Source organism: Bacillus sp. PAMC28571, assembly GCF_014250435.1.
Lineage (GTDB): Bacteria > Bacillota > Bacilli > Bacillales > Bacillaceae > Bacillus > Bacillus safensis.
In genome coordinates this window covers 1,634,913-1,647,969 of record NZ_CP060191.1, presented here as the reverse complement: position 1 = coordinate 1,647,969, position 13,057 = coordinate 1,634,913, and the positions used below count along the sequence as shown (strand labels likewise).

Here is a 13,057-nt window from a genome sequence, read left to right as displayed (position 1 = left end):
GAGATCATATGACAGTTTCAGTTGTTAAAGTTCACATTGGCACCCTATCAGATTTTCCGCTCCAGCTAGGGAAAACAGTTGAAGCCGGTACACTTGAATTAGCTGTTTTTCAAACCTCTAATAAGCAGTTCAAAGCCATTGAAAATCGCTGTCCACATAAAGGCGGCGTTCTGGCTGAAGGCATGGTCAGCGGGAATCACGTTTTCTGTCCAATGCATGATTGGAAAATTGATCTTTCATCAGGAAACGTACAAGCACCAGACCAGGGATGCGTTAAAACATATGAAACATTCGTTGAAGGGGACGATGTCTTTATTTTATTGCCTTCATAAATGGTTTAGATCCTTCCTTTCATGTAAATGCTGTATATAAATGCAGCAAGAAAGGAAGGAATTTTTGTGCCGTTCGTTAATATTTTGATTGAACTCTTAATCGGATTTTTCGCTTTATTTTTTATTACAAAATTATTAGGGAAAACACAATTTGCACAAATCACACCGTTTGATTTCATTTCTGCACTAATTTTAGGCGAAATGGTCGGAAACGCTATTTTTGATCCGGAAGTCAGGATTCAGCACATTTTATTTGCTGTTGCAGTATGGGGCGTTCTCATTTATACAGTTGAATGGCTTTCACAGCGCTTTAAATCCATTCGCGCTTTTTTAGAAGGAAGACCTACTCTTGTGATTGATAAGGGGAAGATTCACTACAACCGGTTGAAGAAAAATATGCTTGATATCAATCAGCTGCAGACACTGGTTCGCGCAAAAGGCCATTTTGCCCTGAATGAAATTGAATATGCTATTTTGGAAACGGACGGCTCTGTCAGCGTTCTTCCGAAAATGAAATACGCCCCAGCCACAGCCGAAGATGTGAACGTGAAGGGAAAAGAAGTGAAATTGCCTAGAACGTTTATTATTGACGGCGAAATTTTAAAAAAAGATCTTCAAGAAGCCGGCTTTGATGAATCTTGGCTGAATGAGCAATTAAAAAAGCAGCATATTTCCTCTTATCGAGACGTTCTATTTTGTGAATGGATTGAAAATGAAGGGATTTATGCGATGCAATATGAAAAGTCTAAAAAAACATCCACAACATAAAAACGTGGGTGTTTTTTTGTGCGTGTACGGAATAGGATCAAAAAGAATGTTTGATGAAAACGTTCACAAAATGAGGGGGAGATATGTGATGAAATTTAGAAACATATGGATGGTCATGGTCTTGTCTTTCTTTCTTTTTGACCCAGCTTCACTTCAAGCAGCAGAAGCCGGGCATAACCGTGTCCTTGTTGTTGATCAAAAGGGAAGCGGGACATACCGCACCGTTCAGTCTGCCATTGATGCGATTCCAGCAAACAATCAACAACCGGCAACGATCTATATTAAAAATGGCGTATATAAAGAAAAAATATTGCTTCCGCAAAATAAACCACACGTATCCTTTATTGGCGAAAACCAGCACAAAACGATTCTTACGTATGATGATACAAATGCAAGCACCGGCAGTACAACAAACAGCTCAAGCACAATGATTCGTGCAAACGATTTTTATGCAGAAAATATCACTTTTCAAAATACAGCTGGCAGACATGCGGGTCAGGCAGTTGCGCTGTATGTGTCTGGCGACCGGGCTGTGTTCAAACAAATACGTGTGTTAGGCTATCAAGATACACTTTATGCAACAGGCACAGGGCGGCAATATTACGAAAACTGCTATATTGAAGGCACGGTCGATTTTATTTTTGGATCAGCCACAGCTGTGTTTAAAAGAGCTGAAATAAAAAGTCTTGGAAATGGGTATATTACTGCAGCATCCACAACAGAAGCACAAAGGTACGGCTATGTATTCATAGATTCTACGTTGAAAAAGGGAACGGCAGCTGCGCAATCGGTTTATTTAGGACGTCCGTGGAGACCTTATTCGGCTGTGACATTCCTCCATACAAAAATGGATGACCATATAAAAGCCGAGGGATGGCATAACTGGGATAACCGTGACAACGAAAGAACGGCCAGGTACAAAGAATTTGGATCGACAGGAGCAGGAAGCAGCCCAGCAAACCGCGTAAAATGGTCAACCATTTTAACCCAAAATGAAGCAAGTCAAATCACAGTTCAGGCTGTTCTTGGCGGAGCCGATGGCTGGAATCCAGAAAAGAGGTAAAGGGCTTGTCAGTTTTCGTCAAAGAAAGCTGACTTTTCTGTTTAAAAAACCTTTGAGAACAAACGTTCTTTTGTGTATAATGAACATATTCTTCTAAAATTGGCTGCAACAAAAAGGAGGGATTGCGTGAAGCGTTTTTCACAGCTCATGTTTTTACAAATATGTATCCTGTCGATTTTATTTCTCCCTTTTTCAGCGAAAGATGAACAACTCAAAGCTCGTGACGATTCACTTCAATGGATGACAGCTTTAGACGAATTCATACGAACAGCACCTGATTTAGAGGGCGCGATCTCTGGCATCAGCGTCCGCGATACTTCTGACACCTCTCTTCTTTATGAACATCAAGCCGATATTCGTCTTACTCCTGCTTCTAATATGAAACTGCTCACATCAGCCATCGCACTTGATATACTTGGAGAAACACACACATTCCCTACAGACATCTGGATGGATGGTTCCATTCAAAAGAAAACGCTACATGGCAGCCTTTATCTTCGTGGCACCGGCGATCCAACTTTATTAGAGGAGGATTTTGCAGCACTCGCCAAACAGGTCAAAAAGGCCGGAATACATACCATTCGCGGACAGCTTGCGGCAGATGACACTTGGTTTGATGACACGAGATACTCGATTGATCTGCCTTGGAGTGATGAGGATCAATATTACGGGGCACAAATTTCTGCTCTCACGGCTTCACCGAATCAAGATTATGATGCAGGGACCGTGATTCTCGAAGTAAAACCAGGAAAAAAAGCAGGACTGAAAGCCGCCTATGATATGATTCCGAAAACGGATGTCGCTCAAGTCATCAATCAAGTGAAAACAGTTCCAGAAGGCGGAAAAAAGAAAATCTCTTTTAAGCGCTCTCACGGATCCAACAAGATTACGTTGACTGGGACCATTCCGGTTAAAGCAAGCTCATCTAAACAATGGGTAGCTTTATGGGAGCCGGCCGCCTATGCTTTAGATTTAATGAAACGAGCGTTAAAGGCGGAAGGGATTCAAGTAAAGGGACCGCTGAAATCAAAACAAGTTCCTAAAAAAGCCAAAAAAATTGCTTCCCATACATCGATGCCATTATCGGAGCTGCTTGTTCCTATGATGAAATTAAGCAACAATACCCATGCAGAAATTTTGCTAAAGGAACTAGGCAAAAAAGTGAAAAACAAAGGGAGCTTTGAAGCTGGGCTGGACGTCATGAATGAACGGCTTCCTGCGTTTGGCGTTGATCCTTCGCTTGCAGTGCTGCGTGACGGATCGGGGATATCACCTATTAACCTTGTCTCTGCTAACCAGTTCACTTTATTTTTGACAAACATTCAAAAGGAAAAATGGTTTAAAACCTATGAACATGCGCTCCCTTTAGCAGGGGCAAGTGAACGAATGGTGGGGGGAACGTTAAGGAACAGATTGAAGGAACCAGCTACACTAGAAAAAGTACGTGCAAAAACAGGGTCGTTAACAACGGTCAGTACACTTTCTGGATATATTGACACGCAGGGCGGAAAAACGCTCGCTTTTTCCATTTTATTAAATCACCTTGTTGATGACGAAAAAGGGAAAGAGATAGAAGACCGTATTGTCAGCATACTAGCTGAGAATCTTTAGATTTAGAGAGAGAAGGAGAACCATCATGACGTTAGATAATAATCAATCTTTAGTAAAAACCATGTCCATTTTTCTCATCCCGCTTTTGCTAAGTAATATTTTGCAATCGATCGGACAATTAGTGTCAATTGTTCTTGTCGGAAGATGGATTGGAGAGGATGCAGTAGCTGCCATTTCTGCATTCTTTCCGCTTTTCTTTTTACTCGTTTCTTTTTCCATTGGCATTGGATCGGGAAGCTCGATCCTTATTGGACAAGCGTATGGAGCAAAAAATGAACAGAAATTAAAAGAAATTATTGGCACAACGCTTTCATTCACTTTTTTAATCGGAGTATCTTTAGCGATCATTGGAGGTTTTTTCGCAACTGATATCTTAAACCTCATGGGAACACCCGCTAATATCGTGGAGGAAAGTGCGGCATATGCCAGAATTCTATTCATCTCAATGCCGATCTTATTTCTTTATTTTGTTTATACGACCTTCTTGAGGGGAACAGGGGATTCGAAAACACCTTTTTATTTCTTAATGATTAGTACGGCAACGAATATTTTGATGCTGCCCATTTTATTATTTGGCTGGCTGGGACTGCCGGCGTTCGGCTTATATGGCGCTGCGTATGCTTCTGTGTTTTCAACAATTGTGACGTTTATCATTCTACATATCTACTTATATAAGACAAAGCACCCGCTTCGCATTGATGCATCGGTGAGAAAGCATTTATTGATGAAAGGGGATCTATTAAAAACGTTATTAAAGCTTAGTATCCCATCAAGCATTAATATGATCCTCATTTCTTTATCAGAAATTGCCGTTATTTCTTTCGTCAACGATTATGGATCACAGGCGACAGCTGCCTATGGTGTTGTCAATCAAGTCGTGAGTTATGTGCAGATGCCGGCAGTGAGTCTTGGTATTGCGGTCTCGATCTTTGCAGCACAATTCATTGGTGCAGGGAATATGAATCGACTGAAAGATGTCATTAAAATTGGGTTAGGTCTTAACTTTGCCATAGGCGGATGTATCATTATTTTCGTTTATATTTTTGCACCGCAGATTTTATCTATCTTTTTAACAGATCCTAAGACGATAGACATTGCCTATAGTTTGGTCGTCATTACACTATGGAGCTATCTCATTTTTGGAACGGCCCAAATTGTTGCAGCCACAATGAGAGCAAGCGGGACGGTTCTTTGGCCGACGATCTTTAGTATTTGTTCCATTTGGCTTGTAGAAGTACCAGTCGCTTATGTGCTATCACACTATACATCTCTTGGCATTAAAGGAATATGGATTGGCTACCCAGCTGCTTTTTTTGTGAACTTACTCCTCCAATACAGCTACTATCAGCTCATATGGAAGAAAAAACAAATTATCTCGCTTGTTCAATCATAATGTAAAGGTGTGAGGCAGCATATACATACGAAGATCTCTCACTTTTAAGGAGGCCGAATCTTCTATGTTTTTGAATAAAAGAAGTGAACTAATCTCGTACAATATCGGTGATTTTTCTTATGCCGGACCAGATTTCCAAGTGTTGACGTGGGGGGAAGGAACGACATTACATATTGGGAAGTTTTGTTCTATCGCAAACGAGGTGAAAATTTTTCTAGGCGGGGAACACCGTACTGATTGGGTCACAACGTACCCGTTTAATCAAATTTTTAAAGAAGCTGCCCATATTAAAGGACATCCCAAATCGAAGGGGGATGTTCATATTGGACATGACGTATGGATTGGATATGGTGCAACGATTATGTCAGGAGTATGTATAGGAAACGGGGCCGTGATCGGAGCAAATAGTGTAATCACAAAAGATGTGCCGCCATATGCAATTGCCGCAGGAAATCCCCAGCAGCTCATGAAATATCGATTTTCATCCGAAATAATCGAAAAACTGCAGTTATTAGAATGGTGGAATTTAGAGCTTACAATCATCCAATCTATTTTTCACCTTTTACAATCTCATGATATTGAACGTTGTATAACTGTAATAGAAGATATAAAAAAGAAAGGCTGAGAAAGCCTTTCTTTTTTAGTTTAGCTGAGCCGTATGATGGTCAAGGTAGCACCTGCAGCACCGCCCCCGCCAACTAAAATAGCTGTGACAACTGCCCCAAAAAACTGCAGTGAAATGGTGCTTCCAGCTGTTATATTGACGATTAAAGTATTATTGAGAAACGAAGTAGAGATAACCGGTGATTGAACAGAACCAGGCACAGTATCTCCATTTAAAAGCAAACGTGTATTAATTAAAAGAGCTGTTGTGGTGTTGACTTGATACGTAATATAATATTTACCAGTTTGCAAAACGGTAAAAACAGTGCTCGTTCCGTTTGCGGTAAAGTTAGTAATGTTTTGTAAATTCGGCAGAGGAATATTCGTTCCACTAGCTACAGTGATAATGGTAGATCCAGAACTATTAGCAGCATAAAGTGCTGTATCCGTAAAACCACCTGTTCCAGTAGCCCCAGTGATACCCGTCGCACCCGTGGCGCCCGTGATGCCTGTAGCGCCAGTAGGTCCGGTTGGTCCGGTGATACCTGTAGGTCCGGTAGCTCCAGTAATCCCCGTGGCACCAGTAGGTCCGGTAGCTCCAGTGCTACCCGTGGCGCCGGTAGGACCGGTAGCCCCAGTAATCCCCGTGGCACCAGTAGACCCGGTTGATCCGGTAATCCCCGTGGCACCAGTAGGTCCGGTAGCTCCAGTGCTACCCGTGGCGCCGGTAGGCCCGGTAGCCCCAGTAATCCCCGTGGCACCAGTAGGTCCGGTAGCTCCAGTGATCCCTGTTGCGCCAGTAGGTCCAGTTGACCCAGTGCTACCCGTGGCGCCGGTAGGCCCGGTAGCCCCAGTAATCCCCGTGGCACCAGTAGGTCCGGTAGCTCCAGTGATCCCTGTTGCGCCAGTAGGTCCGGTTGGTCCGGTGATACCTGTAGCGCCGGTAGCTCCAGTAATCCCCGTGGCACCAGTAGGTCCGGTAGCTCCAGTGATCCCAGTCGCACCGGTAGGTCCAGTTGGTCCAGTGACCCCCGTGGCGCCAGTAGGCCCGGTAGCTCCAGTAATCCCAGTCGCACCGGTAGGACCAGTTGGTCCAGTGCTGCCTGTAGTACCCGTATCTCCAGTTGATCCGGTAATCCCTGTGGTGCCGGTAGGACCAGTTGATCCAGTACTACCCGTGGCACCAGTAGGTCCGGTAGCTCCAGTGATCCCCGTTGCGCCAGTAGGACCAGTTGGTCCAGTGCTGCCTGTAGTACCCGTATCTCCAGTTGATCCGGTAATCCCAGTAGGTCCGGTAGCTCCAGTTGGTCCAGTGATCCCCGTGGCACCGGTAGCTCCGGTAATCCCCGTGGCACCAGTAGGACCAGTTGGTCCAGTGATCCCCGTGGCACCAGTAGATCCGGTAGCTCCAGTTGATCCGGTAATCCCAGTAGGTCCGGTAGCTCCAGTGATCCCAGTCGCACCGGTAGGTCCAGTTGGTCCAGTGATCCCCGTGGCGCCAGTAGGCCCGGTAGCTCCAGTAATCCCAGTCGCACCGGTAGGACCAGTTGGTCCAGTGCTGCCTGTAGTACCCGTATCTCCAGTTGATCCGGTAATCCCTGTGGTGCCGGTAGGACCAGTTGATCCAGTACTACCCGTGGCACCAGTAGGTCCGGTAGCTCCAGTGATCCCCGTTGCGCCAGTAGGTCCAGTAGGTCCAGTGATCCCCGTGGCGCCAGTAGGTCCGGTAGCTCCAGTAATCCCAGTCGCACCGGTAGGACCAGTTGGTCCAGTGCTGCCTGTAGTACCCGTATCTCCAGTTGATCCGGTAATCCCTGTGGTGCCGGTAGGACCAGTTGATCCAGTACTACCCGTGGCACCAGTAGGTCCGGTAGCTCCAGTGATCCCCGTTGCGCCAGTTGGTCCAGTTGGTCCAGTGCTACCCGTGGCACCAGTAGGTCCGGTAGCTCCAGTAATCCCAGTAGCACCGGTAGGTCCAGTTGATCCGGTAATCCCCGTGGCACCGGTAGGTCCGGTAGCCCCAGTAATCCCAGTAGCCCCGGTATCTCCAGTAGCTCCGGTAATCCCCGTGGCACCAGTAGGACCAGTTGGTCCGGTAATCCCCGTGGCACCAGTAGGACCAGTTGGTCCAGTGCTACCCGTGGCACCAGTAGATCCGGTTGATCCAGTAATCCCCATGGCACCGGTAGGTCCGGTAGCTCCAGTGATCCCCGTTGCGCCAGTTGGTCCAGTTGGTCCAGTGATCCCCGTTGCGCCAGTAGGACCAGTTGGTCCAGTGCTGCCTGTAGTACCCGTATCTCCAGTTGATCCGGTAATCCCTGTGGTGCCGGTAGGCCCAGTAGCTCCAGTGATCCCCGTGGCACCAGTAGGTCCAGTTGATCCGGTAATCCCCGTGGCACCAGTAGGACCAGTTAATCCAGTAATCCCAGTCGCACCGGTAGGACCAGTTGATCCAGTGCTACCCGTGGCACCAGTAGGCCCGGTAGCTCCAGTAATCCCAGTCGCACCGGTAGCTCCAGTAGGCCCAGTGCTACCTGTAGTACCCGTATCTCCAGTTGATCCGGTGATCCCCGTCGCGCCAGTAGGTCCGGTTAATCCGGTGATCCCTGTGGCGCCGGTAGGACCTGTTGATCCAGTGATCCCTGTAGCGCCAGTAGGTCCGGTAGCTCCAGTGATCCCTGTAGCACCGATAGGACCTGTTGGTCCAGTGATCCCTGTAGCACCAGTAGGACCAGTAGCTCCAGTAATCCCCGTCGCACCCGTATCTCCAGTTGACCCAGTGATCCCTGTAGCCCCGGTAGGTCCAGTTGACCCAGTGATCCCTGTAGCCCCGGTAGGTCCAGTTGACCCAGTGATCCCTGTAGCCCCGGTAGGTCCAGTTGATCCGGTAATCCCCGTGGCACCGGTAGGTCCGGTAGCCCCAGTAATCCCAGTAATCCCAGTAGCCCCGGTATCTCCAGTAGCTCCGGTAATCCCCGTGGCACCAGTAGGACCAGTTGGTCCAGTGATCCCCGTGGCACCAGTAGATCCGGTTGATCCAGTAATCCCCATGGCACCGGTAGGTCCGGTAGGTCCGGTAGCTCCAGTGATCCCCGTGGCGCCAGTTGGTCCAGTTGGTCCAGTGATCCCCGTTGCGCCAGTAGGACCAGTTGGTCCAGTGCTGCCTGTAGTACCCGTATCTCCAGTTGATCCGGTAATCCCTGTGGTGCCGGTAGGCCCAGTAGCTCCAGTGATCCCCGTGGCACCAGTAGGACCAGTTAATCCAGTAATCCCAGTCGCACCGGTAGGACCAGTTGATCCAGTGCTACCCGTGGCACCAGTAGGCCCGGTAGCTCCAGTAATCCCAGTCGCACCGGTAGCTCCAGTAGGCCCAGTGCTACCTGTAGTACCCGTATCTCCAGTTGATCCGGTGATCCCCGTCGCGCCAGTAGGTCCGGTTAATCCGGTGATCCCTGTGGCGCCGGTAGGACCTGTTGATCCAGTGATCCCTGTAGCGCCAGTAGGTCCGGTAGCTCCAGTGATCCCTGTAGCACCGATAGGACCTGTTGGTCCAGTGATCCCTGTAGCACCCGTATCACCAGTTGTTCCGGTGATCCCCGTCGCACCAGTAGGACCAGTAGCTCCAGTAATCCCCGTCGCACCCGTATCTCCAGTTGACCCAGTGATCCCTGTAGCCCCGGTAGGTCCGGTAGCCCCAGTAATCCCAGTAGCCCCGGTAGGTCCAGTTGATCCGGTAATCCCCGTTGCGCCGGTAGGCCCGGTAGCTCCAGTAATCCCCGTTGCGCCGGTAGGCCCGGTATCTCCAGTAATCCCCGTGGCACCAGTAGGTCCGGTAGCTCCAGTGATCCCCGTTGCGCCAGTAGGTCCAGTTGATCCAGTAATCCCCGTGGCACCGGTAGGTCCGGTAGCCCCAGTGATCCCCGTTGCACCAGTAGGACCAGTAGCTCCAGTAATCCCCGTGGCACCGGTAGGTCCGGTAGCCCCGGTAATCCCCGTGGCACCAGTAGGCCCAGTTGATCCAGTAATCCCCGTGGCACCAGTAGGCCCAGTTGATCCAGTAATCCCCGTGGCACCAGTAGGTCCAGTTGATCCGGTAATCCCCGTGGCGCCGGTAGGACCAGTTGATCCAGTAATCCCCGTGGCACCGGTAGGTCCGGTAGCCCCAGTAATCCCAGTAGCCCCGGTAGGTCCAGTTGATCCGGTAATCCCCGTGGCACCGGTAGGTCCGGTAGCCCCAGTAATCCCAGTAGCCCCGGTATCTCCAGTTGATCCGGTAATCCCCGTGGCACCAGTAGGCCCAGTTGATCCAGTAATCCCCGTGGCACCAGTAGGTCCAGTTGATCCGGTAATCCCCGTGGCGCCGGTAGGACCAGTTGATCCAGTAATCCCCGTGGCACCGGTAGGTCCGGTAGCCCCAGTAATCCCAGTAGCCCCGGTAGGTCCAGTTGATCCGGTAATCCCCGTGGCACCGGTAGGTCCGGTAGCCCCAGTAATCCCAGTAGCCCCGGTATCTCCAGTAGCTCCGGTAATCCCCGTGGCGCCAGTAGGTCCAGTTGGTCCAGTGCTACCCGTGGCACCAGTAGGTCCAGTAGCTCCGGTAATCCCCGTGGCACCGGTAGGTCCGGTAGCCCCAGTAATCCCAGTAGCCCCGGTATCTCCAGTAGCTCCGGTAATCCCAGTCGCACCGGTAGGACCAGTTGGTCCAGTGCTGCCTGTAGTACCCGTATCTCCAGTTGATCCGGTAATCCCTGTGGTGCCGGTAGGCCCAGTAGCTCCAGTGATCCCTGTTGCGCCAGTAGGCCCAGTAGCTCCAGTGATCCCTGTTGCGCCAGTAGGCCCAGTAGCTCCAGTGATCCCTGTTGCGCCAGTAGGTCCAGTTGATCCAGTAATCCCCGTGGCACCGGTAAGTCCAGTTGATCCGGTAATCCCCGTGGCACCAGTAGGCCCGGTAGCTCCAGTAATCCCAGTCGCACCGGTAGCTCCAGTAGGCCCAGTGCTACCTGTAGTACCCGTATCTCCAGTTGATCCGGTGATCCCCGTCGCGCCAGTAGGTCCGGTTAATCCGGTGATCCCTGTGGCGCCGGTAGGACCTGTTGATCCAGTGATCCCTGTAGCGCCAGTAGGTCCGGTAGCTCCAGTGATCCCTGTAGCACCGATAGGACCTGTTGGTCCAGTGATCCCTGTAGCACCCGTATCACCAGTTGTTCCGGTGATCCCCGTCGCACCAGTAGGACCAGTTAATCCAGTAATCCCCGTCGCACCCGTATCTCCAGTTGACCCAGTGATCCCTGTAGCCCCGGTAGGTCCAGTTGACCCAGTGATCCCTGTAGCCCCGGTAGGTCCAGTTGATCCGGTAATCCCCGTTGCGCCGGTAGGCCCGGTAGCTCCAGTAATCCCCGTTGCGCCGGTAGGCCCGGTAGATCCAGTAATCCCCGTGGCACCAGTAGGTCCGGTAGCTCCAGTGATCCCCGTTGCGCCAGTAGGTCCAGTTGATCCAGTAATCCCCGTGGCACCGGTAGGTCCGGTAGCCCCAGTGATCCCCGTTGCACCAGTAGGACCAGTAGCTCCAGTAATCCCCGTGGCACCGGTAGGTCCGGTAGCCCCAGTAATCCCAGTAGCCCCGGTATCTCCAGTTGATCCGGTAATCCCCGTGGCACCAGTAGGCCCAGTTGATCCAGTAATCCCCGTGGCACCAGTAGGTCCAGTAGCTCCGGTAATCCCCGTGGCACCGGTAGGTCCGGTAGCCCCAGTAATCCCAGTAGCCCCGGTATCTCCAGTAGCTCCGGTAATCCCCGTGGCGCCAGTAGGTCCAGTTGGTCCAGTGCTACCCGTGGCACCAGTAGGTCCAGTAGCTCCGGTAATCCCCGTGGCACCGGTAGGTCCGGTAGCCCCAGTAATCCCAGTCGCACCGGTAGGCCCAGTAGGTCCAGTGCTGCCTGTAGTACCCGTATCTCCAGTTGATCCGGTAATCCCAGTAGCGCCGGTATCTCCAGTTGGTCCAGTGGTACCCGTGGCACCGGTAGGTCCGGTAGCCCCAGTAATCCCAGTCGCACCGGTAGGCCCAGTAGGTCCAGTGCTGCCTGTAGTACCCGTATCTCCAGTTGATCCGGTAATCCCAGTAGCGCCGGTATCTCCAGTTGGTCCAGTGGTACCCGTGGCACCGGTAGGTCCGGTAGCTCCAGTAATCCCAGTAGCACCGGTAGGACCAGTTGGTCCAGTGCTACCCGTGGCACCGGTAGGTCCAGTTGATCCGGTAATCCCCGTTGCGCCAGTAGGACCAGTAGGTCCAGTGCTGCCTGTAGTACCCGTATCTCCAGTTGATCCGGTAATCCCAGTAGCGCCGGTATCTCCAGTTGGTCCAGTGCTACCCGTGGCACCGGTAGGTCCGGTAGCCCCAGTAATCCCAGTAGCCCCGGTATCTCCAGTAGCTCCGGTAATCCCCGTGGCACCAGTAGGACCAGTTGGTCCAGTGCTACCCGTGGCACCAGTAGATCCGGTTGATCCAGTAATCCCCGTGGCACCGGTAGGGCCAGTTTCACCTGGTGCTGCTAAAAGTGTGTAATCTGGCGACGTATCTGGCGTACCTGAAGGTGGTGCAGAATCCACAATATACGTACCACCACCATAAGTGACCACTTGACCGACTGAATATGTTGGTGCCATAACAGGATCATAGGCTTCAATACCACTTAATCCGATCCCAGTAGGACCCGTAGGACCGGTTTCTCCAGAAGCAGCTAAAAGGGTATAGTCGGGGGAGAGTCCAGGTATACCTGATGGAGCGTCAACATTGGCAATGTAAGTACTGCCATCAAACGTGACCACTTGCCCTGCATCGTAATCTTGTGATTGTGAGGGATTAAAAGGAAGGGCGCCGGTTAACCCGCCAGCAGGTCCAGTAGGTCCGGTTGGTCCAGGGGGACCTGCTGGGCCTGCCGGGCCTCTTGGTCCAGCTCTTTGATTTTGTTTTGATTGTTTTATTCCTTTTGCAATGTGGCAAGGTTGATTCCCTTGAGATGTATTTTGTTTTGAATATTCTTGTTTAATGAATGGACAGTCTCTTTTTCGAGGACGGTCATGACGTGATCTTTTGTAATGAGGCTGTTCATGGTATTTACCGCAAAAGGGACATTTGTGTTCGAATTGATTGTACAAATTGCCCATCTCCTAGAATTGATATTTCATTCTATGTGCAAATTTTCAAATTGGAAGTAAAACCTAGAAAATCATCATTTCGAAAATCATCGAATCAAATCATTTAAATCTTTCATTGATTTGTGTTATGGT

The 13,057-nt window shown here is 50.1% G+C and carries 7 protein-coding genes; 6 read left to right on the top strand and 1 reads right to left on the bottom strand.

Annotated elements, in window-relative coordinates; genetic code table 11:
- Positions 1-8 precede the first annotated feature (8 nt).
- From nirD to H7F25_RS08080, 6 genes are all read left to right on the top strand, one after another.
- Positions 9-332, top strand: coding sequence for a nitrite reductase small subunit NirD (gene nirD / locus H7F25_RS08105; RefSeq protein WP_034621391.1), 324 nt, complete (start codon positions 9-11; stop codon positions 330-332).
- Positions 333-398: 66 nt separating this feature from the next.
- Positions 399-1,100 carry a DUF421 domain-containing protein gene (locus tag H7F25_RS08100; protein WP_024422641.1) on the top strand — a complete coding sequence of 234 codons (702 nt, stop codon included), beginning with the start codon at positions 399-401 and terminating at the stop codon, positions 1,098-1,100.
- A gap of 88 nt (positions 1,101-1,188) precedes the next feature.
- Positions 1,189-2,163 carry a pectinesterase family protein gene (locus tag H7F25_RS08095; protein WP_133744093.1) on the top strand — a complete coding sequence of 325 codons (975 nt, stop codon included), beginning with the start codon at positions 1,189-1,191 and terminating at the stop codon, positions 2,161-2,163.
- 126 nt (positions 2,164-2,289) lie between these two features.
- Entirely contained in the window at positions 2,290-3,774 is a 1,485-nt protein-coding gene (gene dacB / locus H7F25_RS08090) for a D-alanyl-D-alanine carboxypeptidase/D-alanyl-D-alanine endopeptidase (RefSeq protein ID WP_185854472.1), read from the top strand.
- Positions 3,775-3,799: 25 nt separating this feature from the next.
- The gene (locus H7F25_RS08085; RefSeq protein WP_185854471.1) at positions 3,800-5,167 is read left to right on the top strand and encodes an MATE family efflux transporter; all 1,368 of its coding nucleotides are present in this window, start codon (positions 3,800-3,802) and stop codon (positions 5,165-5,167) included.
- Positions 5,168-5,231: 64 nt separating this feature from the next.
- Positions 5,232-5,792, top strand: coding sequence for a CatB-related O-acetyltransferase (locus H7F25_RS08080; RefSeq protein WP_185854470.1), 561 nt, complete (start codon positions 5,232-5,234; stop codon positions 5,790-5,792).
- A gap of 20 nt (positions 5,793-5,812) precedes the next feature.
- Here the strand turns inward: H7F25_RS08080 and H7F25_RS08075 are convergent, their stop codons facing one another.
- Positions 5,813-12,934 carry a hypothetical protein gene (locus H7F25_RS08075; RefSeq protein WP_221899237.1) on the bottom strand — a complete coding sequence of 2,374 codons (7,122 nt, stop codon included), beginning with the start codon at positions 12,932-12,934 and terminating at the stop codon, positions 5,813-5,815.
- Between the last annotated feature and the right edge of the window lie 123 nt (positions 12,935-13,057).